This is a genomic window from Arundinibacter roseus, assembly GCF_004348825.1.
GTDB lineage: Bacteria > Bacteroidota > Bacteroidia > Cytophagales > Spirosomataceae > Arundinibacter > Arundinibacter roseus.
Genome location: NZ_SMJU01000003.1, coordinates 1 through 25,549, shown reverse-complemented (window position 1 = coordinate 25,549; position 25,549 = coordinate 1). Strand labels below are relative to the sequence as shown.

Here is a 25,549-nt window from a genome sequence, read left to right as displayed (position 1 = left end):
AGGTTTAATTTTTAACAGAAAAGGGCTGATTTGCGCATGTGCAAATCAGCCCTTAATTATTAGTAACCAGCCAATTTCTGAATAGTTCAATCCACTAAAAAGTCTGTTTGTTCCCCGTTTCTTAACGCAACAAATGCCCGTTCGCGGGAGTCAGAGGAATTGAAAAGCCAAATTTCGGACCGTCCGCTTTTGTAGTTAAACACAAGCGCATCTTTCCCATTATTATTAATCTTTGAAAGCGATTCTACCTGATCTAAATTAATCATGAAACCTGTTCCTTCTAAATGAACCAACTTTGCCATAAACGACACAAAAATTAAAGATTACTAGCCGTTGAAATTCCTACGTTGGAATCAACTTTACCCAATGTACATAACTATGGGCAATAGCTAATGTACAAAGGCGGTTTCTTTTTTACCAAACCTTACGTAATTCAATGTTTATCTGGTTTTTTTGAAATAGACATCCGCAAAATCCATGTATCGCTCCCAGTCAAAAAGCGTGAGTCCATGCCCACCCGGCCGCAAATGATATCCCAGTGTCTGACTGACTACGGCCTTCCCGATAGTCGGTTGCGTAGCAGTCGGCAGTGGAGACAGCCCAAAAAGTTTAAACACCGGCTCGGCATATTTTACCGACAAAAATTCCCCAACAGGATCCGCCCAGGCATCTTCCGACGCGCTCGCAACGTAGACCGCCCGCGGGGCCATCAGGGCGATGAGCATGTGCTGATCCACCGGCAGCTCTTTCTCGCGGTCATTGAAGGTTTTATAAACCTGTGAAAACCAGTGTGGAAAATTTGTGTTGATGACTTTCACCGTTTCACCCACCATCCGGCGCGAAAGGGCCGCACCTGTGCAGCCCGAGTCGTTGGAGATCGTCAGTGCGAATCGCTCGTCCTGCGCACCACACCATAAGGCCGCTTTGCCACCGCGGGAATGACCCACCACGGCCACGCGTTGTGGATCAATGGCAGCGTCGGTCACGAGGTAATCCATTACCCGACTTGCGCCCCAGCCCCAGGCGCCGATTGCCCGCATGCCATTGGCGGCCTGTTTTTGATCCGGATACAGTCTTAATACCTGCTGATCGTAGGTATTTTTATTATCCGCAGCCACATCAGCGACGTGAAACGCCGCTACGGCATACCCGCGCTGAATAATTTCTTCGGCGGGCCAGAACTCCATTTTCACCTTCCGTGTCGGATCCATATTTGTGGTATCCCGATGATTAATCAACAAAAATACCGGCGGGGCTATTGGTGTATTGTCAGGAATAAAAAGCACCAGCCGAATAGTCACAAAATCGCCGCCGCGGTAGGCCTGAATATCAACTTCTTTGAGCGTAGCTGTGCCGTTCATGACACCCTTCTGTACTTTTTTGGTATAAAAACGCAGGCTGTCCAGCTCTTTGGGTACCTGACCGTAGACATTATCCTCAAACAGTTTGACCACTTCTGCCCGGCGCGCATTTTGCCAATCTGCTTTATTCTTCACCCTTTCACCCGATTCGGTACGCAGCAATTCTGGCAGATTCAGCGAATCACTACCAGACTTCTGCGCCACAGCGGTGGACATTGTACCAAAAAACAAACAGAAAAATAACCTTTTGTATACTTGAATATGTATCATAAAAAATCCTTTATGCTAAATGAGCTATAAATAAACCAATTTTAATCAAGTGCATACGCAACGTACACATCACCTGAAGCAGATTTTAACTTACCACCTCCGCAGGCAATTACCACGTATTGCTTACCATTCACCGAATATGTAGCGGGTGTTGCGTAGCCAGCAAACGGCAATTGGGTCTGCCACAGAATTTTGCCCGTAAGGCGATCAAAGGCACGAAACTGCTCGTCTTTGGTAGCCGCAATAAACAGCAGTCCGCTACTTGTAACGAGTGGTCCGCCATAATTATCCGTTCCGGTAGGTGCAATTCCCCGTTCGGTCAATTCTTTATACTCACCTAGCGGCACCTGCCATTTGTGCTCGCCTGTATTGAGATCAATTGCTGTGAGCGTCCCCCAGGGTGGTGCGCTCACCGGGTATCCATCCTGATCGTACCACCGGTTATAACCCGTGTGCTTGTAGGGAAGCCGGCCGCTGTTTGATTTCGCCACGACGGAAATAGATTTTTTATCCGATAGAAAATCCAGAATCGCTTTTTTTTCTTGTTCCGAAATATGAGAAAAAGAAGGCATCATACCCTTCCCCTGCTCCAAAACCTGCCGAATGGCCTGCGGCGAAAGGCGACTACCGATGCCCACCAGAGACGGATACGATCCGTCGTGATTGCCCTGTCTTTCGTTGCCATGACAAGCCGAGCAGTAGCGGCTATATAATTCTTTGCCGGTCTGATTGGCCGGATTTGCAGCCTGCTCAATAGGTACGAGCGACGAAAAGCAGGGATTTTCTTTTGCCGGAATATAGAGCACTCCTTCGGGATCTGACGCCGCGCCGCCCCACTGAGCCCCACCGTCCGTTCCGGGAAAAAATAAGGTCATTTGGCCCGTTATCGGAATGTATGGACTGCCCGTTCGGGCCGTTTTCAGCGTTTGGGCGATGCTGACTTTGTCTTTTGACCAGGGATTAATATCTTTTTCGGTAAAGGACTGCCTGGTAAATGGAGCCGGTTTTCGGGGAATTGGCTGCGTTTTGGCGGTAGTTTCACCCGGCATGGCCTCATAGTCAAAGGATTTTTCATCAATGGGAAAGAGTGGTTCGCCCGTTACCCGGTTGAACACAAACACCTGCCCCTGCTTGGTAATCTGTGCCACGGCATCAACTTTTTTTCCCTGATGCAATACGGTTACCAAATTGGGTGTAGTGGGCGGGTCACGATCCCAGATGTCGTGATGCACCAGTTGAAAATGCCACAGCCGCTTGCCCGTGGCGGCATCCAGGGCCAGCAGACAATTGGCGTAGAGATTATCGCCCGTGCGGTTTCCTCCGTAAAAATCAAACGCCGCCGATCCCGTAGGAATGTACACAATGCCCCGGTCCCGGTCAATGGCCATACCTGCCCAGGCATTGGCACCGCCCAGCCGCTCGCGCGGGTTGGCCGGCTGCCAGCTGGAATACCCAAATTCGCCCGGCTTTGGAATGGTATGAAACGTCCAGACCAAGGCTCCACTGCGGGTATCATAGGCCCGTATATCGCCTAGCAGGGCAAACTCATTTTCAGACACCCGCGCACCCACGATCAGCAGATTTTTATAAATCGTATTGGGCGTGTTGGACCGAATGTAATCATCTGCACCAGGCCGTTCTACACCCGTTTTCAGGTCAATGCGTCCGCCGGTTCCAAAGTCAGAAAGTACTTTTCCGGTTTTGGCATCCAGCGCATACACCCATTTTCCCAATCCAAAAAAGATTCGTTCGTCCTTTCCGTCCGACCAGTAGGTAACGCCCCGGCTCGTCATGCCACCTTGACCTTCAAATTTTGTTTTCCAGCGTTCTTCTCCCGTAGCCGCATCAAGGGCAAATGCCTGTGTATCTGCCGAAACGCCATACAGAATACCCTTAATTATGATGGGGTTGCATTGCATTTGGCTGCGGTTGCCTACCGTATCGGCACCACCGGATGCATACGTCCATGCAACTTTCAGGTTTTTTATATTTTGTGGGGTAATGTTGTTGAGTACCGAATAATGACTTCGTTCTGCATCGCCCTGATACTCCGGCCAATCCACGTCCTGATTTACCGATTTGCCGTTAAATCCGATTGTTAGGGTCAGCAACAGGATGCCGATGCCATACCACATCCATGTACGTTGTTTTTGCATGATTGTTTTAATTTTCGTTTAAAGCACGCAGGGCTGCACCCTGCGCTGATAGATTGCGCCCTTTTAGGGCTTGGAGGGTTTTTATAAAAACACATATGCCTCTTTTTCTCCTGTAATTAAAAGTGAGTTTATCCGAAATTTCCCGGTAGTCTTGGTAATAAAAATTTTACCAAAAAAAGACCTCTCCGTTTGGGGAAAGGTCATTTGGTCATATCTAGGAAAGTTTGGCTCCATTAGTCCAACATGACCTGATAGATGGGATCTTCAATAATGTTTACATCCACGACTTTTTCGGCTTTTCGGAGTCGTTGCCGACAATCGGCGCTGAGATGTTTTAAATGTATCTTTTTACCCGCAAGTTCGTAGCGTTCTGTCAATTTATTCAAGGCTTCAATGCCTGACATATCCGCCACCCGACTTTCTTTGAAATCAATAATCACCTCCTCAGGATCATTTGTAACATCAAACTTCTCGTTAAATGCCATGACCGATCCAAAAAACAGTGGCCCCATGATTTGGTAATGTTTGACTCCGTTTTCATCCACAAATTTTCTGGCCCGAATGCGTACGGCATTCTGCCAGGCGAAAGTTAAGGCAGAAATTATAACGCCAATCAACACAGCAAGCGCCAGATTGTGTAGCAGAACCGTAATGGCTGCCACCAAAATTCCTACAAAAACATCTGCCCTGGGCATGCTGCCAATCATACGAAAACTTGCCCATTCAAACGTGCCAATAGACACCATGATCATCAGGCCAGTAAGGGCCGCCATAGGAAGTTGCTCGACGAGCGAAGCACCAAACATAATAAAAAGCAGCAGCGAAACCGCCGCCACAATACCCGACAACCGCGCCCGGGAACCCGCCGAAATATTAATAAGGCTTTGCCCAATCATCGCACAACCGCCCATACCCGAGAACAAGCCGGTTAGAATATTGGCCGCTCCCTGTGCCACGGCCTCTTTATTGCTACGGCCACGGGTTTGAGTTATTTCGTCAATCAGGTTCAGTGTTAGCAAGCTTTCGATAAGACCAACTCCCGCCATAATTGCGGCATAGGGAAAAATAACTTCGAGGGTTTGGAAGTTCAAGGGGACGTTAGGAATATGGAAAGGAGGAAATCCGCCCTGTATGGAAGCAATGTCGCCAACGGTTCTTGTATCAATCCCAAAACCAATGACCAATGCTGCAATAATCAGGATTGCTACCAAAGAAGAGGGAATGGCTTTGGTAAATTTGGGCAATGCCCAGATAATGAACATCGTAAGTAGTACCAAACCCAGCATCAGGTGTAGACTCGGACCTGTCATCCAGTGCAAAGTGCCGTCGCTTCCCAGAGTTTTGAATTGATCAAGTTGGGATAAAAATATGATTAAGGCCAGGCCATTCACAAACCCGAACATCACTGGATGGGGCACCAAACGAATGAATTTCCCCAACCGCAATACACCGGCCAACACCTGAATTAGTCCGCTCAAAATGACGGCAGCAAAGATGTACTCAACCCCGTGTGTCTTGGCCAGCGCAACAATAATGACCGCAATAGCACCCGTTGCACCAGAAATCATCCCCGGTCTGCCGCCAAAAATCGCCGTTACCAGTCCCATCATAAAGGCCGCATAAAGCCCGGTCAAAGGCGAAAGGCCTGCAATCAGGGCAAAGGCAACGGCTTCTGGAATCAGGGCAATTCCTACGGTAAGACCCGCTAAAATTTCGATTTTATAGTCTACTTTTTGAGAAAATTCAAATAGCTTAAAGTATTGTTTCATGTAATTTTATAAAAAATGAAATGCAGTAAACACGTACTTACCTGGCGGGCAAGCCTTGTATTTATTTAGAAAAAAGAATGAAAAATTAGTACGAAGTGTACCGGGAGAATGGGACAAAGAAGAAATTCAGGGTGGAGTACAAAATACCTCGGTCATAGCTAGTCAATTCAGAATAGCTGCAAAAGTGACGAAGATCTTAGAAATATACAATTTATAGAGTCTATTTATAAAATTTGACGTATAAGTTCTTTATAAAAGCTAATTCTAGGCACTTATAACCCTAACAGTACTAAGGTTGAGCGAAAGACTTTGGTCATTTCCCATATTTCAAAATAATTGCTAGTTGCCCGGCATGATAAGCAGTATGCGAGACGATCCGTCCCAAAGCTTCGGCAAGCGTTTTGGTACCAAACTCTTTGGTTGTGATTTCCCTTTGCCAATCAGCCTCTGTTTGGGATAGAATACCGGATTTAAGCATATCAAAGGCATGTTGCTGATAGATCAACAATTCTTCAAGATCAGTCCATTCGCCGGTATCTTTTTGTGCAATAACCGTTTTGGCTGAAACTTTTAGTTCTTTTTGTCCAAATACATTTTTACTGAAAAGAAGTTCCACATCCGCTACATGCCGAATCAGAAAGCCTGCGCTATTGGGACAATCTCCTATCCTTTTATGTACATCATCCTTAGAGATGCTGCCAAGAAGATTTGAAAACCGCGTCCGGGCTTCCAGCCATAGGTGAATGTTCATTGATTGCATTGCGGTTGGTAGTAAAGTTTGCTTCCTATAAATGATTCAATTCATTACGCAATAGTAGTGTTTTAAACTTTTTTTACCCCTGACCGAAGTCACTTGCAGGACTAATTAAAAATCAGATGTACAAAAAAAGTGCTCCCGCCAGAAAGCAGGAGCACCAAATTCAAAGAGGGTTTACGGTTATTTTACTTTTCGGGTAATCACAAATGGTACACAAACTTCCGCCGGGCAGCAGTCTTCTACCACCACTACCACCGGACAGCAACCTTCCGCCGGGCACGTTCCCGACGTAGATGTGAAGGTGTACTCGTAGCTTCCCAGTTCGGTTTCGCTTGCCGTGTAGGAATTGCCAATTGCCACTTGCACGGGTTGTCCTCCCTGCTCTTGTCGGAACCAAACCACACCGGAATACTCCTGTGGAACGTTTAGAACCAAAGCACTTCCCTGACCGCGGCACAGTAGTATTGGTACCGTAAAGCACTCACGATCTATGTCGTCTTCCGTTTCGTCGCCGTTGCCGGGTGTGCTGTCTACGTCTTCTTCGGTCATGTCCGTGATCTCGGCTGTGTTGAACCATACGCCTGCGGCTATGATTTTCACGCTGATTTGCAAACTTGCCGTATCGCCAACTGCGAGGCTGTCGAAACTCCATTTTTTGGTCAGCTGCGAGTAGGTTCCGATGTCAGCCATACTGCTCAGGTACTGAACTCCGGCACTGAGACTGTCAGTTACTTCTATGCCGTGAACAGTCCCCTCTCCTTCGTTCCAAACCCGGATTGTGTAGGTAACAGTATCCCCCAGCATCGCCAGTTTTTTATCGATTGCTTTGTCCAATGCCAAATCGTAAATCTTGTCGCAATTCAATCGCTGAACAAGTATCGTATCGCTGCATTGTCCATTGCTAACAATGAAAGCGTAGCTCATGTCTTCTACAGCCATGCCAGTGATTTTACCATCCGCCGTGATCGTCGCCAGGTTTCCAGCCGCTACCGTCCAGGTAGCACCCGCTACGGATGGCAGCGTAAGCGTATCAAAACAGGTCGTTTGGTTGGGTAGTTCGAGTACACCCCGGAAAACGAAAACGGTATCTGAACATGTACTACCCAATGCAGCATCACGCAGTATGAACATGTACACACCGCTTTCGTTCAGACCGCTAACAATTCCGGTTTGAGCATCTATACTCACACCTACCGGGTTAAGTGCTGTACTGATCCATTCTTCACCGGCGGCAGCGTCGGGAAGATCGGTAGTGGTTTCGGGCTTGCAAACGAACACATCGGCACCCGCCGCAGGCTTGACGCACACCTCGCTGCAATCCCGGAAAGGAATCGTCAACGTGATGTCGGTGAAACAATCATCTTTTCCATTAAAAATCCGCACAATGTACTCCTGACCGCTCGCTGAACCAGGATTGGGTAGGCCATTGATGGTAAAGGATGCGCCATTTAATGAAGTAGCCGCTGCATAAGTTGACAATCCGGCCAATGAGGTAGCGTAGGTATAGCGGTTACCGCCAACAATTCCACTTACACTGAAAGAAGCATCGGTATTAGCCGTTTTGCCATCACAACTTGCCGCCACCGGATCGATAGAAGCAACGACCGGCTGTACACAAGGCGAATATAAACCCGCATCGATTGTTGGATTATCCTTATCTAAACCTGTCAGCGTTGGATCAAGACTTACCACTTCACTCAAACCTTCGGTAGTGAAATCGTTGTCTTTCGTTTCATCACCGCCTTCGTTTTGCTTCGATGAAATCAGGCATGAATCGGGAAGCGTCGTTACGTCGATTTGTACAATATAATCACCAGCCAAAAGATTCGTAAAGCTGTACGCGCCATTTCCGGCGGTGGTGGTGGAATCGAGTTTCGAATTTGGCGCACCGCCAATAGCTGACCACAGAATGATTTTAACACCATTCACACCCGGCTCGCCTGCGTCCTGTTGTCCGTTGTCGTTCAGGTCCTTCCAAACGAAGTCGCCTAATGAACCTTTGGGAGAAATCAGACCAGCGTCGATTGTTGGGTTGTCTTTATTCAAGCCCGTCAGCGTTGGGTCAAGACTTACAACCGGCGAAAGTCCAGCGGTGGTAAAGTCGTTGTCGCTTGCGTCATCACCGACATTTTGCTTCGGTGAAATCAGGCATGAATCGGGAAGTGTGGTTACGTCGATCTGAACAATGTAGTCGCCCGCCAACAGATTCGTAAAGCTATACGCTCCGTTTCCAGCGGTGGTGGTGGAGTCGAGTTTTGCACCCGGCGCACCGCCAACAGCTGACCATAGAATCACCTTCACACCGTTGACACCCGGCTCGCCGTCGTCCTGCTGCCCGTTGTCGTTCAGGTCTTTCCAGACGAAGTCGCCCAGGCTGCCTTTGGGTGAAATTAAACCCGCGTCGATTGTTGGGTTGTCTTTGTTAAGTCCAGTCAATGTTGGATCAAGCGTAACAACGTCGCTCAAACCTTCGGTTGAGAAGTCGTTATCTTTTTCGTCATCACCACCTTCATTTTGCTTCGAAGAAATCAGGCACGAGTCAGGCAGCGTAGTTACGTCTAATTGTACGATGTAGTCGCCCGCCAGAAGATTCGTAAAGCTATACGCTCCGCTTCCGTCGGTAGTTGTTGAGTCGAGTTTCGCATCCGGCGCACCGCCAACAGCTGACCATAGAATAACCTTCACACCATTCACACCCGGCTCGCCGTCGTCCTGCTGCCCGTTGTCGTTCAGGTCTTTCCAAACGAAGTCGCCCAGGCTGCCTTTGGGTGAAATTAAACCCGCGTCGATTGTTGGGTTGTCTTTGTTAAGTCCAGTCAATGTTGGATCAAGCGTTACAACTTCGCTCAAACCTTCGGTTGTGAAATCGTTGTCTTTTTCATCGTCGCCACCTTCATTTTTCTTCGAAGAAATAAGGCAGGAATCGGGAAGCGTCGTAACGTCGATTTGTACAATATAATCACCAGCCAAAAGATTCGTAAAGCTGTACGCGCCATTTCCGGCGGTGGTGGTGGAATCGAGTTTTGCACCCGGCGCACCGCCAACAGCTGACCATAGAATCACCTTCACACCATTCACACCCGGCTCGCCGTCGTCCTGCTGACCGTTGTCGTTCAGGTCTTTCCAGACCAAGTCGCCCAGGCTGCCTGTGACACATTCTTTCCTGGGCAAAATCACCAGCACATCTTTATAGCAGCATTCCCCATTGTATAAACGAACCATAAATGTATCCTGAGCAGCTTCGGGATTTGCCAAATCCGAAATTAGAAGGCTATCCCCATCAAGGACAGTTGCAGCTGCGTACGAAGGACCTGTAAAGGTAGCCCCCTTGGAGAATGCGAATTTATCTGCACAAACAATCGAAGTTATTTTAATTTTTCCATCATCATTAGAGGTATTTAAATCACAGGTGGCAGGAGTAGCTACAACAGTTTCAGCGGACGGGAAAACGCAGTAAAACCCAGCGTCAAGTGTATGATTGACCGTACCAAAAACACCGGTTGTCACGGTATCTACCGGGTACATGCCACCCGCAATAGAAAACATGAATGCATCTGAATCAATTCTGTCATTCCCCCCGTCGTCAGTACTATTTTGAACGGTCAGGATGAATTTACCAACCCCATCAACCCGCAAAGTATCATCGGCAAACTGTCCGTTTACCCCATAAACGACGGTATATTTCGTATTTGGAAGCAGGACCGAATCTGCGTCAGTTCCAACCCATGTCCCTCCAATTAATGAGGCCTGACTACGGAATAAATACTCTCCGTCTGCATTTGTTTTGGTGGTTGCGATCAGCGAATTGTTCTTGTAAAGAGCCACAGATACATCTTTCAGCGCTTTTTCGCAGGCATCCTGCACCCCGTTTTTATCCGTATCTACCCAAACCCGGTTACCGATTTCAATAAGTTCAATTGTCGAACAACTCAGCTCAATATCACCTAAGCCGGTTGCTTTGGCAAAAGTACCGGGGTTTTGATTTCCATCCGGACCACGAGTAATGTATACCGCATACGCACCTGTTACCAGGCCGGTCGTGTTGTCCATGTACCGTACACCACCCGCAAAAGGATGCCTGTCGACAGGGTCAATTGTCGTTACAACAACGCTTCCCGAGCCGGGTTTTAGAGCCAGTCCGCCCATCACTTCTTCGGCGTGATAGACTACCGTACCATTTTCCTGAATCCAGTCGTCGTTATAAAACTCGCCAAAGCCTGGTCCCTGCGAATTATTCACGCCGTAACCTGTATTCGGACCTGCCTTTGCATTGTTTTCCAACACAAATGTACCGTTGGAATTGTATGCCCTGAGCACATCCCCTGCCTGTGAATTTGTCTCATACAAAGTTGTAGTGGTCACGTAGGGGCGGTAGTTTTGATCGCCTCCCTGCCATCCAGTCCGGTCGCCAAAACCCAGAACCATCGACCCATCAATATCAAACTCTATATCCGTAAACATCGGCACCGGGTGTCGAAGGGTTCTACTGCCATCCAGCAAATCTGCAAAAACGTCCGTCCATGGATACCACCCGGTTATGTTGATACTCCCGGCGGCGGGGTATCCTTTTGGGTACGTTAACGGGAAATCGAAAATTTGGGTAAATGAATTTCCATCCAATTCATAAACTGTTGCCCGCAAATCTGATTTGTTGCCGGAAGTCTGAGCATCACATACACCTCCCACGTATACTTTGCCATTATAAACCTTCAATGCCCACGGGCGATACTCCCCCCCGACGCAGGTTGCTGGTATGGCCATTGAGTCAACATTTGTGAGTGTAGGTTTGGTAATCCCGTCTGTATTGTACTGGGAAATGTCAATAGAATACAATTTTTTATTGTTCATATTGACAAACCACAGCTTATTTCCATCATCAGAAATATCCAAATCTCCGATGCCAATTTTTCCAATTTCTGCAAAAGATTGAGAGTCCCGGCTAGGCTGGGTTCGGTCACCCACCAAACCCCGATCAGAATTGCTATCAATTGAGCCGATTTCAATACCGAGGTCATCTTTCACATTCAGGAAAGGACTCGTAGTTGGCGCTGCGGGGATGGAATAATCTGTTACGTATAATCCACCCAAACCCAGTGGACCAAGTCCGGCATGCCGTTTCAAAGTAGCACTTTGAAAAAGTTTACGTGTATATTTATTGTAGGCCAATCCCCATATCGTTCCCACTTCACTTGCTTTGGCAATGGGCGCCTCTCCTTCAAATGTAAGAGACGAAACGCCATAGGGGATTGTCACGAGTGCATCCGAATCGTAGGAACTACTTCCCACAACCAGTGGATCACCATAAGTAAAGCAGGGAACGAACACATTCAGATTTTGATCCGAACAAAAATCAATCGGATTGATGATACCCAAATCAACCCCGCAGTCCGGAGCATTGACAAACTGAACCGATGTCCGGGAATCCGTCCCGCTTACACCTAAATTATAGACAGAGGGAATGTTGGAAAACTCTACCCGCACGGGATACTTATCCGTCGGAATAGGCATTAAATAATTCCCGAATCCGTCCGTAGTTGCGGTAAACACCGTTCCGTCACAAGCCGTTGCCGTAACCAATACATCGCCTACTCCGGCAGTTTCACCCGGAGCACGAATACCATCATCATTGAAGTCCTTATACACAATCCCACCCAAATGTGTACCATCGCAGAGCTGAACAGTGCATGCGGAAGGCACATTATAGGTAGCCGTAACACTGCATGATGTAGTATTTTCAAAGGAAACTTCCACGAGGTTGTTAGAACTTCCATCCGCATCAACCTCAAATGCGACTACTTGTGGTGTCACAATTGTCGTAGTTCCGATACGGTCCGGGTTCCCGGGTACTTGTGGATAAACGACAGTAATCAAGCCCGGTTTAATGGTCCTGACCTGCCCGTCAAGTGTTACTTCAATACTTTCACCCGAAGGTGCGTTGGTCCAGCCAATTTCTACGCTAACGGTTGCTTTACTTTGACCGCCCACGAGGTAACAGCCCGAAACATCCACTTTTTGAATTAGAAGTGAACATTGTGCCTGAGCTTTCGGAGAAAAACCTGCCAGAAATAAAATCGTAAGACACAGCAAATACAACGCCTGCGGATTAATTCCATAGCGAGTCTGCTTTCCGGAATTGCCCGGAAATGGACGTAGATGTTTCATCATACTTAGTTGTAAATTAGGAAAGAGTGTATGGAAAGGCACCGTGGATTGACCACGAGACAGGAAAAAGGGAAGTGCATACAAAGAGTTTTATTAGTGTGATTAAAAAACTGATAGACCTGGCTAAGCTTAAATCCATCGCAACAATACTACATCTTTAAGCAATTAAAGTGCCATTTTATGTATTTTTTGACTTACAACCAAGGTGTCTTATACTAACTTTTTAGTTATATTTTTTTATTGTCAATTAGAATAAATATTAAACCGAGAAGTATTATTCACAGCACTTTTTTCACACACGAAAGAACTTCAAATAAGTTCTCTATGTCACATCTGTTTTTTTATCAATTAGTTAAATAGTAAATATTTCAGAATGTAAAGACCTAAATAGAAGTTTTGGCAAATTAACAATTCTATTTTTTAGTTACATTTTTAATTCATTTTTTAAACAAACCAGAACTATCAACAGTACTACATCAACCCTATTAAATTTAAAATATACAACATTTTCATGCTTTCTTCTTAAAAGATTCAGGACGCCAATAGAGGTTTTTCTTAGAATTTTGCTACATTTTCAGGAGATTTTGGTTTACAAAAATGATACCATTTTAAATTTCTATACGTCAGAAACTCTCAACGCAGTCGCTTTTTGCAACCTATCACTCAACCCAAAAATACATCGCTACTGTAACATGTAGCTACACTACATCTTTTTATACATTCCCAGGCAATCCAAATACAGTAACACGAATACAGAAAATGGATGAAGTGGGGATGCCGTGAGGGGATAGGTAGGGTGAAGAAGTTTGTAATACAACATTGTTAGTGCGGTACAAGCGTAGGATTGATACCAAATCTGCTTTAAATAATAAACCTTACAATGCGACTGGTTCAACTTACACATCCCGATTACGGCCGCCGGGTAGCCGTGGTAGAGGAACCCGATTTACGGGTCATTCTCACGTTTGACAGTATTTTTTCATTGGCCAAATCGGCAATTCAACAGCAGCAATCTCTCATTCAGCTCATTGGTGATTCACTTTCCAGCCAAACGATCCGGTATGAACAGGTGTATATAGGCCAATCGGAATGGCAGTTGCTGCCGGCTGCGGATCATCCGCAGGATGCTCGGTTTTGCATGCTTTCCGGAACTGGACTTACCCACAAGGCAAGTGCCGAAAACCGTCAGAAAATGCATGATACTGCTTCTCAAAAAGAACTAACCGACAGCATGAAAATGTATTTGTCGGGTGTAGAAGGCGGGCAGCCTGCTGCCGGACAAGTAGGTGTGCAACCCGAATGGTTCTATAAGGGTAATGGTCGGGTTCTGAAAGCCCATAACGAAACACTGCTTGTGCCCAATTACGGCATGGATGGTGGAGAAGAACCTGAACTTGCGGCAGTCTATATCAATGATGATCAAGGAGTTCCCTGCCGTATTGGCTTCGCCACGGCCAATGAATTTTCGGATCATGTGATGGAAAAGATGAATTATTTATACCTGGCACCTTCCAAAATAAGAACCTGTTCACTCGGACCCGAGCTGGTGTTAACGGCTGATTTGCCCCAATTTTCAGGCCGGGTTGCCGTACTGCGGGCGGGTGAAATTCGGTGGGAGAAAAGCATTCATACCGGGAAAAGCCACCGGACACACAGCCTGGAAAATCTTGAATATCACCATTTTAAGTATGAAAATCACCGCATACCCTGGGATATGCACATCCATTTTTTGGGAGCAGATGCCTTCAGTTTTGGCGAAAATATCTCCCTGATCGATGGCGACGAAATGCTTGTTAGCTGGGAAGGGATGGGTCGCCCGCTGCGAAATTTGATTCGCTATGATCAATCTCAGGAGCGACCAATTGAAGTGAAAAGTCTTTACTGAGTTTTCGTTATCAATTTTACAAATTAATAGTGAATTGAGTCCAGCCGTCCGCACCGGTTTGGAGCAAAAACGTAAAGCCATGTTTATGCAAAATTTCACGGCTCAAAGTCAGGCCAATTCCTTGTCCGTGCGGTTTGGTGCTGTAAAACGGCTGAAAAAGATGCGCAGCTTCGTCGGGTAAAATGGGTTTGCCGTTATTACGAATGCAAATTTGCTTTGCATTCAGTTCAATCAGGACCTGCTGTTCGGGCTGACAGCTTTCCAGCGCATTTTTGAGTATGTTTACCAGCACCTGCTCTAATTGTGCGGCATCGGCCATTCTTCGTAGTGGTACTTGCTTTTCAATTTCAATATGAATTTTCCTGGCTTCGGCCAAAGGTTGCATAAAGTGGACAATATCGCGTATCAATGTTGTGAGATCAACTTCTTTTAATTGAGGATTAGGCAGCCGCACCACATCAGCAAAATTTCGCATGAATCGTCCCAATCTTCGGTTACGTTCGCTGGCAACCCGTAACGCGTCCTTTATATCAAATGGATCATGGTCTGGAAAAAACTCAATGGCCGATTGAAGAATAGAATCCGTAGCACCCAGCGTATTGTTGACTTCGTGCGCCATCATTCGAATCACTTTTCCATAGGCAATCTTTTCAGATTCAAGCAGTTCGGTGGTCAGTTCTTCAATCATCAAGAAAGACCTGCTGAACCCCTGATCTATAAAATTTGAGCGCTGAGCCTTAAACGTTTCCATTCCATTCTGGCGAATGATCCGTGATTCGCCGTTGGGGATTTGGTCGAGTTGCTGCAACAACGGCACGTTACTTTCTGAAAGAAATTTACCAACAAGCATTCCAGCTTCCGCTCCAAACTGCTGCTGAGCCTTATGATTTAGCTGCTCTACCCGATTGTCAAAGTCCAGAATAATGATCGAAATGGGAGATGCAGCAATGAGCTTTTCGAGAAAGAAATGCTGCTCAAACAACCGGGTTCGTTCCTGCCGAAGCTGGTCAATCATTAGATTATATACCTCAATTAGCGCATCAACTTCACCTTTTCCGGTGGGTACAAATTTAACGGTAAAGTCCTTATCTTTAATGGCTTCGATTCCCGAGCGCACAAAGGCATTGGGCTGCATAAAGCTTCGGAACAGGATAATGGAAACGATTACCGAAATCAGCAGAAATACCTCTGAGGCAATGAAATATACTTTATCCGCCGCCAGCAAACGGTACATTAAAAACAGCAAAACGGCGTGTAAAACCACTATGTAGAGGATATATTGCCGACGAACAGTCCATTTCATTAGTCTTCGGATTCATAGGTGATACCATATTTTTCGAGCCGCCGGTACAGCGCAAATCGGGTGATGCCCAAAGAACGAGCTACTTTGGTAACTTTATTCTGATGAAACTCCATAGCCCTACGGATCATTTGATACTCCATTTCTTCCAGGGTTATACTTCCCACTTCGGGCAATGTCTGACGGGAAAAGGAAGGTTTCTCGGGATGCATGTTTTTCTGAAAATCCGCTACTTCCAGTACATTGTGGCGCGACAGCAGAACCGTCCGTTCCACCATATTTTTTAACTGCCGGATATTGCCGGGCAGAGGTAGCGTTTTGAGCCATGCCGCAGCCGACGGTGCAAGTTGCAGGCTGGGACGCTGATAGATCGTTTTTAGATTATTGATGAAAAACTCTGCAAGTAAAGGAATATCCCCGGCCCGCTCACGCAGCGCCGGTAGTTTAACTGTAATCAAATTAATCCTGTAAAAAAGATCTTCGCGAAACGTACCCTGCTGCACCATTTCGTCCAGATTTCGGTTGGTGGCGCACACCACGCGCACATCGACTGTGCGGCTTTTGCTACTGCCCAAGGGTTCAAAGGTCCGCTCCTGCAACACCCGCAGAAGCTTAACCTGACTCGACAAATCAAGCTCACCGATTTCATCCAAAAAAATAGATCCCCGATCTGCCATTTCAAATCGTCCGGCACGGTCGGTACGGGCATCGGTAAAAGCTCCCCTAACGTGTCCGAAAAGCTCACTTTCAAACAAAGTTGAAGAAATTCCGCCCAAATTTACTTTTATAAAGGGCCGGCCTTTGCGTTTGCTGTTTTGATGAATCGCCTCAGCGATCAATTCCTTCCCGGTACCGCTTTCTCCCGTTATCAGCACGGGCGCATCCGTTGCTGCCACGCGGCCCACAGTATCCAACAGTGCCAAAAGCTGAGCATCGTTTCCAACCACCGAATCGAAGGCATAGTGCTGATCCAACTGCTGCCGGGTTGACGAAGGACGAGGCGTTTCTTCCAAATGCAATAACGTACGAATTGTCTGCAGGACATAGGAATTTTGCCAGGGTTTAGTAATAAAATCCCTGGCTCCTAGCTTCATTCCCTTGACAGCCAGCTCGATAGATCCCCATCCCGTGATCAGGATCACGGGAACGTGCGGACGTATCTCTTTTATTCCTGCCAGCAATTGCAGGCCCTCCGCTCCGGAGGTTTCGATGGAAAAATTCAAATCCAGAATGATTAATTCGGGAGTTTGACGGCTAATAAAATTCAGCGTTTCCTGCGGAGAAGAGGTCCCCTGCACGGCAAACCCTTCCTGCCTGAGCAGCAGCGACATAGAAGTTCGAATCGCCGGGTCATCATCTACTATCAAAATCATAACGTATCTGAAAAAATTTCTATGAAGCCTAGAACCTTTCGGAATCGATAATATAAATTGTACTACACGCCTAAGAATTTTCTACTCCTCATGCAAAGCTGTGGCCGGATGAATGCGGGCAGCTTGTTGACCAGGGTACCAGGCACAAAGGGTTACAATGACAAAGATAGTCAGCAGAGCCGCAACCATTGCCCACAGGTACACGCCTGCTGCCAAATCGAAAACATGCAGTAAAGGAAACTGTACGGCAAAGAGCAGGCCGATGAGGATGCTAAACAGGGAAAGCGTCCACATTTCACCCAAAATCTGCAAGGTCACATTCCAGCCTGTTGCACCCATTGCGCGACGCAGACCGATTTCGCTGCGCCTTCGGGAGATGTTCAAATTGAGAATTCCAAATAAACCCAGCGCAACATTTGTCAACAAAAATCCGCTGATTATCAGAAAAATGATTACTGGAATGAGTGTCAATTTATGTCGATTTTGACGACTTTCAGTCATATAACTAACCTCAATTCCCCAGCCGGGTGCCAGGGCAGCAATATCTTTGACAAGCCTGGCTTCAAAGGTGGCGTCGGTACCGGGCCGGGTCCTGATTAAAATGGGTTGCACCCAATCCGACATTGATTCGTTTTGCACGAAAATAGCGGGCGCATTGCTCATAAATTCACCCTTAGCTTTGAAGGTATCCACGATTCCAACGACTTTAAATGGCTTTTTGTCCTCCTTGCTGAGAATTTTTCCCAAGGGGTTTTCATCCTGAAAAAACTTTTCTGCCAATACTTTATTCAATACCACGGGCCGGAACTTGGATACCTGATCTTCCTTTCGATACCACCGTCCGGCCAAAAGTTTTAAATCAAGGGTTTCGTACAGGTTATCATCCGTTTCGTACATGTCCGGTACGGCTGAAATCTTATTGTAGGTAACGTTATTATTCATTTGATTAGCAGAAAAGGGCGTGTTGTTGGACATACGGCTGGCGCTTTCCACTTCGGTATACGCAGAGATCATATCAAAGATCCGCTGATTTTTGGCTGCCACCCCAACCGTATCCTGATTATTCGACAGATCCACCACCCACACCCGATCGTAGGAAAAACCAATGGGTTGAAGGTAGTTTGTAAAATTGTAAATGATCAGCGAAAGCACCCCAAAAAGCACCATGAACGATGCCCATATCTCAATGATTAACAGGGAATGCGCCCCTTTTTTGTTCCAGATTAATTTAAATAAATGACGGATCATGGCTAATAAAATTTTAAAATGTCAAATTTCCCAATGAGTAAAATCTAGGCTTTTAATGCGTCCACAATTTTGAGCCGTGACATTTTCAGCGCAGGAAGTACCCCCGACAACAGCCCAAAAAGTAGACAAACTCCCAGGCTCGTAACAAATACTACCCAATTGATCGTCAGGTCGGCATAAGCAATGAGTCCGCTGCTATTGATGTAGTAAATAATCAGATACGAAAGGCCCAGGGCAAATACACCGCCGATGAAGGTAATGAAGATATTTTCGATGATAAACTGCCCAAGGAGCGTCTGAGAAGGAGCTCCAAAAGCTTTCCGTACTCCGATTTCTGAGGCACGTTCGAGCATTCGGCTAACATTTACGTTAACCAGATTAATGGCCGGAAGACCCATAAACATCAGCAAAACAAGTGACGCTATTCCGTAAAATGCCAGTCGATTGGGTTCATTATCGCTCCGTAGGAAGGTGCGTAAAAAACCATCAAAATAAGTGTCTGCCTTAGCCACAATGACTGAAAAAGTAAAGCCATTCTCTTTGGCCGGGAGAGGAATCTGCCGGATGGCGTTGTCATATTCGGCCTGAATTTCTGGCCGGTCACCTGGCGTTTTGGCCAGAACGATTGCCTGATATCCGCCCCGCATGCCAGCATTCTGGTAGTTGCTTTTGGGTGCGGTGTACGGAAAAAATACATCGGCGTAAGTATACACCCGGGTCGGTGGCCCGCCCCGGACCACACCCATAACTTTATAAGTAATGCTCTCAATTTCAATCGTTTTACCGATCACCGATTCCGTAGATTCCTCGAAATATTGTTTTTTAAGATCATCTGTAATGACAACTACACGTTCGCCCTGAGCAATGGTTTGGTCGTTGTAAGGCTTTCCCTCCAAAAATTTATAGTTGGTCACGTGCCAAAAATCTGCATCTGTAAATTTTGTATTGAGTTTAATTCGCTTTCCACCCACGTAAGAGTTACTAAACCCAAACATGGAGGCAATCGAAACCCGCTCGGCACTTTTCAAGGTCTTGGCATGGCGCTTCAAAAATTGAAACGAGTACGGACCCGTATTTACCGATTCCCGCGCTGAGTCAGTTTGCATCATCATCGTGATATACAGCGAGCGGTTGCGGTTCCCTTCGGGGTAATGTGCCCCAAAAAGGTGATCCAGAAAAGATGTCAGCACCATCAACACGGTGAGTGTAAGCGTGATTCCAAAAAGTGTTATAAAGGTGTAGAAAGGATGCCTTAGCAAAACTTTCCAGGCTATTTTCAGGTAATTGAGTAGCATATCTGGGCAAGAGTTAGAGTGTTATAAAACCTGTGAACCATCAAAAAGACGAACAAGACGGTGTGTCCGTTTGGCCATAGCTTCATCGTGAGTAACCATCACAATGGTGGCGCCTTCGGAATTGAGCTGTTGCAAAATGCTCAGAATTTCGTTGCCCATAGCGCTATCCAAATTTCCCGTTGGCTCGTCGGCCAGAATAATTTCGGGGCGTCCCACGATGGCGCGGGCAATGGCCACCCGCTGCTTTTGCCCTCCCGAAAGCTGCCTGGGAAAATGGCTCATGCGGTTGCTCAACCCTACTTTTTCCAGGGCCTGCTGTGCCAGCAATCGCCGTTCCCGGGCACTGCTGCGCCGGTAGAGTAAAGGAATTTCAACATTGTCGAGCACCGACAGATCATTGATTAGGTGAAAGCTCTGGAAAATGAACCCAAGTTTTTCATTACGTAGCCGGGCGAGCGCCTTATCCTGAAAATTATTTACCGGATTTCCATCCAGTTCCATCGTTCCCTGACTTGGCGCATCGAGCAGGCCCATGATATTGAGCAGCGTACTTTTGCCACAGCCCGACGGTCCCATGATGGAAACAAACTCCTTTTTTTGAATGTGTAAATTGATGTTGCTCAGTGCAAGGGTTTCAATTGAACTCGTGCGGTAGACTTTTTCAACGTTCTTTAAATGAATCATGGCGAATGGTTAATTTAGTTTTTGTTTTTTTTCAAAATCATAAAGCGTGTACAAGCGAAGGGTAAAATAGGATTGCCAGTAATCGCGAAGGGCAAGAATATAGTCCCGGCGGGCACGGTCTTTTTCCTGCATGGCAATGCCCAAATCCGTTACACTGAGGTTGCCCAGAACGAAGCGCTCCTGTGCAATCTGGTAGCGATTGGCCGCAATGCCGTCGGTCAGGCGGGTGAGTTGTGCCTGTTTTTGCAGCATTTGCAGCAAGGTAACCTGCGTAAAGATTTCCTGCTCAAACGTCAGCTTATCCTGCTCTACGGCCTGTTGGGCAAATTCCTGGTTGGCTTTGGCAATTTCGGTGCGGGCTTTGTTACGGCCCCAGGTCATGATGGGAAGCACAAATTGAAGCTGCACAAATTCCCGGTCCTGTGGATTGATGTAGACATCTTGTGGGCGTGAGCCCTGATTGGACAAGCCGAAAGTCGCTTCCAGAGCGGCATTTAGTCCGTTTTCACGAATGGCCCGTTGGGTTTCCAGCTCAGCTTCCAGCAATCGTCTTCTAAATCCGATGGCATCTGCCCGGTTGGCAAAGGCTTCGTCAAGTGCCTGCCGGGGGTCAATGGCAAATTGTGGCGCTTCCTTGGGTATATCCAGCCGGATTGCCTCCTCATGCCGAAGCCCTAAATACATTTTCAATCGCAGCGTCGCCACTTCTACGGCCTGACCGGCTGAGGCCGCGTCTTTCTGTGCTGTAAGCAGCCCCATTTGGAGTTGTAACAAATCACTTTGGGAAATTTTGCCAAGCGTGAGTCGTTCTTCGGCAATTTTAAACAGAGTGTCGCTATTTTCCTTATTTTTTTGAGCCATTTGCTGATTAACCTGCGCTACCAGTAAGTCAAAAAAAAGTGAGGTAGCCTGCAACGAAACTTCTTCCAGTCTGCCGACGTAACGTTGATTCCCTTCCTGAAATTTAAGTGGTTCAATCTTCCGATCCCACTTCATTTGGTTGAACCGAAACAATGGCTGAATCAGGCCAACGGCAAAAGGTACGCCATTGTAGCGGGTGTTCTTGCGGGCAAAGTCATCAAATCGCTGCAGCTGTTGCTGGACAAAAACCGTCCCGCCGGTCAGGCCGATATTTTGACTTAATGCCAGATTCAGCTGTGAATTATTGTTGGAAACTTGTTGAAAAGCAACCGTACCGTCAGGTTGGACCACTTCAACAAACGATCGGGTAAAACCCGGAAGCGTGCCATTGAGCGCGAGTTGGGGTTTAAAATCTGCCTGAAAAGACCGGAATTGCCAGTAATTGGTTTTCTTTTCGGTGGCTGCCTGCTTGCTTGCCAGCGACTGCGAACGTGCCAACTCCACAATCTGTACCAGCGAATACTCCTGAACCTGACCGAAACTTCGCTCAATAACCCAAAGTAAACTTACAAATAGAAGAAATTTTTTCATGGCGGATCAATTGGTTAGGGTTATTTCCTGTAAATGCTCATAGAGGTTCAAATCCGACAAAATCACCGTTTCTCCTTCTTTTAGCCCACTTTTAATCTCCACAAAATCAAAATTTGAAAGCCCGATTTCAACCTCCCGCCGGATTGCTTTGTTACCCTGTCTGACAAACACATACTGTTTTCGTTTACCCGTAAAGGCCGGGCCATTGGCCACGCGCAGGGTTTGGCTACTTTGGCTCGTGATGATATACACCTCCACGTTCATATTGGGCCGCAAGAGTTCGCTGTTTGCCTGCACTAATTGAATCGTGAATTGGATGATGCCGTTTTTGACGGCAGGCTTTACCTGTGTAATCAGTCCGCGGAGTGTTTTATCGTTAATTTTTACCAGTACCCCAAGCCCGGTCTTGACCTGATCGGCGTGCACATCCGAACAGGAGCCTTCGACCCTGAAACTACCTAAATCCGCTACTCGTGCCAGCATTTCTCCTTCGTTGACGGACACCCCTATGGTTTCGTTTACCCAGGTAATGACGCCCTTCCGGTCAGCGATAATGTCTGCTTTATGAAGCTTGTTTTGCAGCTCGCGCAGGTTTTTTTCTTCAATTTGCGCCGCCAATTGGGTTTCCCGCAAACTTGCCGACATCGAAACCCGGTTGTAAGTCAGGTCATTTTCGAGTTGTTTCTTTTCTAATTCCGCAATTTTCAACGCATTTTCAGCGCGGGTAATATCTTCGAGCGTGCCCCCTCCTACTTTTTGCAATCGCCGGGCATCTTCCAAATCGGCTTTTAGTTTGCTGATATTCAGCAGTTTTATTTTGTCGCTAATTTCTGCATCAAACAAGTTTTTGTTTAGTCTCAAACGTAGTTGTTCGATACTATTTTTTTTCAATTCCAACTGATCCTCATTTTTTTCAACTTCCAGCTGTGTCATCGATTTATCGAGTTCCAGAATCGCCATGCCGGGCTCAATCGCCGCCCCCGGTTGTAACAAAACTCGCTTAATACTTGCCCGAATCGGGCTGATCATGATTTGCTCATAAGCCGGAACCACCTCGCCGGTTGCGCTTAACGTATTTTCAACCGTTCCCCGCCCCACTAACCCGGTCCGGATTCGGGAAAGTTCGAGGGTACTGCGAATGGAATCCCGGAAAAAATAGAGGGCAACTGCCAGTACCAGTAAAAGGCCTACGCCCAGCAGCCATTTCTTTCGTTTTTCTTTTGCCACCAACTCTGGTGCAACCTGACGATCCATATGAGAAAATTTTTAGGGTAAATACAACTTGTTTTCATGGCTAATTACCCCTTCTTATTACAAGATCATGCCAGAATTTAATACATTCATTATCAGTAATTTATATAGCATACCACTAAAAAAAACCGTGCGAAATCGCACGGTTTGTGTCAAATAGAACGTCTTTGTTTTGTCCGGATTTTCAAGAGATCTAATCCCTAATTATCTACATGCCAGAAAATGTTTCTTACTTTTTTATAATCTTCTCCATAAACCGCCCGCCGTCCAATGTCTGTACTTCAACAAAATATAACCCTGACGGAAGCGTCGCCAGCGAAAGTCCGTAAGCCGGATTCAGATTCACATTCATGGGCTGACCGGCGGCATTCAGAACCTGTACTTTTTGTATATCTGTCCCTGCCGGCATGCGGATCGACAGATCATTTTCGACCGGATTAGGATAGACCATAAAGGCATTTTCACCCAAAAATCGCACGGCAATAATGCGCGATTCTTCGTTGCCGCCATCCAGATCCAGCTGACGAAGTCGGTAGTAATTGATGCCCATTTTAGGTGCCAAATCTTCAAAATCATAACTTTTCGTACTTTTTGAATCGCCGCTTCCCGCCACATAACCGATGCGTTCCCAGCTTTTTGAATTCGTGGAGCGCATGATTTCAAAACCTTTGTTGGCGGTTTCTTCCGAAGTACTCCATTGCATCAAAATAGAGGTTGGCCCGCTGCCGCCCGTAAATTCCAGCAGTTTGACTGGGAACGGACTGGGGTTGTAGGAAAACGGGACCGAAAAAGAACACGTTCCATTGTCAACCAATGCATATAATGTAGTGGCGGTACTGTTAGGAGTAAAAGTATTGGTACCTGTAAAGGTACCAGCCAATGTAGTGGCGGCTTCGTCTGTATATATATCGTCTACCGAATAATTATTGCCATCACCATAGGCAAAAATTGGATTGGGATGGGTCACCGTGCTGGAAATTTGAAGACCAAAATTGGTGAAATTCGTAAAACTCGATGCTTTCAACACGCCTACGTTTGAAAAAGTACCCGTATTGGTTATACTTCCCGTCGTTTGGATCAGCCCGTTGTTTATGATGCTCCCATTTACAGTAACGTTGGCACTTCCCAGATCAATTTGCCCGCAGGCTTCGTTGGTAATAGTATACGCCGAATTCTGTAATGCAGGAAACCTATTACTATTGGTGCGCATCGTACCACTATTGATTACAGTCATATCTGGTCCTACAAAATTGAACAAAACGCCTCCTGTTGTTGATTCAAATAACCCTCTATTGGTTAATGAACCATTGGTACCCCTAAGAGTGAGCATAGGACTAGTAACAACAGCACCTGACAACCTGATTATACCTGTACCATTATTAATGATCGAATTGTTTGAAGTAAAATCTGCAAATGTAAAAAACTGAGTGTATTCGCTAGTCATCGTCCCATTGTTTATTATCTGGCTATCTCCAAAAAGAAATATTTGAAGAGGTATACCCGGACCAATGTCTGCATTTTCAACCGAAAGATTCCCGTTGTTAATTAAGGTAGCTCCTTCTAAATTCAATGTAAAAGTGTCATTAGTATCGCCATTTAGTAATAAGGAACCAGTCACCCCAATTGTCAGGGTACCATATAAATATATACCCCGTAAAGTAGCCAGGGTATTAAGTGTTGGCTGATTGGCGGGTGCTACCGGTATACTTATTGAATATTCAGAAGTTGGTACACCCATTGGATTCCAGTTGCCAGGATTTTCCCAGTTGGTGTCAACGGCTCCTGTCCATCTTTTAGAGGGTGTTTGTGCCTGTATTTGTAAGGAGACTAAGATTAGAACTATGTAGAAATTTTTTTTCATATTATTTTAAATGCTTAATGGTGATAAAAATACAGTTCAGGGCATTGGCTGCATGCCACCCACATCTGAGGTTGAACCGATTTTGAGCGTTAGCTGTCCGACCAGCCCGTAGGTAACGAGTTTGGGTTTTTGGTATTTACTTTTTTCCATATTGTACTTGTTGCTTTTGTTAAATTTGATTAGTCGAAAATACCCTACAACCTCCTTTTCATACTTGCCCTATTGTTCCATCTTTTGCTCTATTGTTCCATTTTGAAAGTTTTAATGAAAATCTCCCAATTGTGTCCATTTTTTTATAATAAATCACTAGTTACATGTATTTGAAGGGACACTTTACAGAATTAGACTTGATGCAATGCTGATTTTCAATTAGATAAGTAAAAATTCCATAATCCAGCACATGCTTCCAAGGCTGAATCGTGGTTGTCAAGATTATGCGCTCTAATACGGTCAGATATGATACGATATCTTTTCATTCCACCTATACTGTGCTCGATACCAACACGTTGACTTGATAATTGTCTATTGAAATGTCTTTGATCTTCTGTCAATGGGCTAGATTTTTTGGATTTTGAAGGCATAAAAATAGATTTACAGCAATAATCTTTTGCAAATCCTAAATACCCTAAGTCTAAATATACGTCCAAATTCTTAAACCAATTAAGTAATGGAGATAACTCTTCTTTTAAAATTGTATAATCATGTGTTTTTCCAGCCCAGTATTT

Annotated in this window: 16 protein-coding genes; 1 reads left to right on the top strand and 15 read right to left on the bottom strand. The window is 46.0% G+C overall.

Annotation, left to right across the window (positions count from 1 at the left end):
• Positions 1 to 86: 86 nt before the first annotated feature.
• From EZE20_RS05015 to EZE20_RS04990, 6 genes are all read right to left on the bottom strand, one after another.
• Positions 87 to 266, bottom strand: a complete 180-nt coding sequence (locus tag EZE20_RS05015) for a hypothetical protein (RefSeq protein WP_132115172.1) — start codon at positions 264 to 266, stop codon at positions 87 to 89.
• A 174-nt stretch (positions 267 to 440) separates the two neighbouring features.
• Positions 441 to 1,631, bottom strand: a complete 1,191-nt coding sequence (locus EZE20_RS05010) for a glucuronyl esterase domain-containing protein (RefSeq protein ID WP_199879873.1) — start codon at positions 1,629 to 1,631, stop codon at positions 441 to 443.
• Between the two features lie 41 nt (positions 1,632 to 1,672).
• Positions 1,673 to 3,787: a pyrroloquinoline quinone-dependent dehydrogenase gene (locus EZE20_RS05005; RefSeq protein WP_132115170.1), complete on the bottom strand. Its 2,115-nt coding sequence runs from the start codon at positions 3,785 to 3,787 to the stop codon at positions 1,673 to 1,675.
• 233 nt (positions 3,788 to 4,020) lie between these two features.
• On the bottom strand, positions 4,021 to 5,556 hold the full coding sequence (locus EZE20_RS05000; protein WP_132115168.1) for a SulP family inorganic anion transporter: 1,536 nt from the start codon (positions 5,554 to 5,556) through the stop codon (positions 4,021 to 4,023).
• Between the two features lie 313 nt (positions 5,557 to 5,869).
• A complete protein-coding gene (locus EZE20_RS04995) occupies positions 5,870 to 6,316 on the bottom strand; it encodes a DinB family protein (protein ID WP_132115166.1) in 447 nt (148 codons plus the stop codon).
• Between the two features lie 177 nt (positions 6,317 to 6,493).
• Complete coding sequence (locus EZE20_RS04990; RefSeq protein WP_132115164.1) at positions 6,494 to 12,478, bottom strand: SdrD B-like domain-containing protein; 5,985 nt, start codon at positions 12,476 to 12,478, stop codon at positions 6,494 to 6,496.
• Between the two features lie 877 nt (positions 12,479 to 13,355).
• Between EZE20_RS04990 and araD1 the strand changes: the two genes are divergently transcribed.
• The gene (araD1, locus tag EZE20_RS04985) at positions 13,356 to 14,360 is read left to right on the top strand and encodes an AraD1 family protein (protein ID WP_132115162.1); all 1,005 of its coding nucleotides are present in this window, start codon (positions 13,356 to 13,358) and stop codon (positions 14,358 to 14,360) included.
• A 16-nt stretch (positions 14,361 to 14,376) separates the two neighbouring features.
• Here the strand turns inward: araD1 and EZE20_RS04980 are convergent, their stop codons facing one another.
• The 9 genes from EZE20_RS04980 to EZE20_RS04940 form a co-directional block, all read right to left on the bottom strand.
• Positions 14,377 to 15,663, bottom strand: a complete 1,287-nt coding sequence (locus tag EZE20_RS04980) for a sensor histidine kinase (RefSeq protein ID WP_132115160.1) — start codon at positions 15,661 to 15,663, stop codon at positions 14,377 to 14,379.
• Positions 15,663 to 17,033 (bottom strand): sigma-54-dependent transcriptional regulator, encoded by a 1,371-nt coding sequence (locus tag EZE20_RS04975; protein WP_132115158.1) that lies wholly within the window; start codon positions 17,031 to 17,033, stop codon positions 15,663 to 15,665. The genes EZE20_RS04980 and EZE20_RS04975 overlap by 1 nt, the downstream gene beginning before the upstream one ends.
• An 81-nt stretch (positions 17,034 to 17,114) precedes the next feature.
• Positions 17,115 to 18,281 carry an ABC transporter permease gene (locus EZE20_RS04970; RefSeq protein WP_132115156.1) on the bottom strand — a complete coding sequence of 389 codons (1,167 nt, stop codon included), beginning with the start codon at positions 18,279 to 18,281 and terminating at the stop codon, positions 17,115 to 17,117.
• A gap of 44 nt (positions 18,282 to 18,325) precedes the next feature.
• Complete coding sequence (locus tag EZE20_RS04965) at positions 18,326 to 19,576, bottom strand: ABC transporter permease (RefSeq protein ID WP_132115154.1); 1,251 nt, start codon at positions 19,574 to 19,576, stop codon at positions 18,326 to 18,328.
• A 21-nt stretch (positions 19,577 to 19,597) separates the two neighbouring features.
• The gene (locus tag EZE20_RS04960) at positions 19,598 to 20,260 is read right to left on the bottom strand and encodes an ABC transporter ATP-binding protein (RefSeq protein WP_132115152.1); all 663 of its coding nucleotides are present in this window, start codon (positions 20,258 to 20,260) and stop codon (positions 19,598 to 19,600) included.
• Positions 20,261 to 20,269: 9 nt separating this feature from the next.
• Entirely contained in the window at positions 20,270 to 21,712 is a 1,443-nt protein-coding gene (locus EZE20_RS04955; protein ID WP_132115150.1) for a TolC family protein, read from the bottom strand.
• 6 nt (positions 21,713 to 21,718) lie between these two features.
• Entirely contained in the window at positions 21,719 to 22,966 is a 1,248-nt protein-coding gene (locus EZE20_RS04950; RefSeq protein ID WP_132115148.1) for an efflux RND transporter periplasmic adaptor subunit, read from the bottom strand.
• Between the two features lie 226 nt (positions 22,967 to 23,192).
• Positions 23,193 to 24,824, bottom strand: coding sequence for a T9SS type A sorting domain-containing protein (locus tag EZE20_RS04945; protein WP_132115146.1), 1,632 nt, complete (start codon positions 24,822 to 24,824; stop codon positions 23,193 to 23,195).
• Between the two features lie 365 nt (positions 24,825 to 25,189).
• A partial coding sequence (locus EZE20_RS04940; RefSeq protein WP_165933407.1) for a transposase family protein occupies positions 25,190 to 25,549 on the bottom strand: 360 nt, incomplete at its 5' end.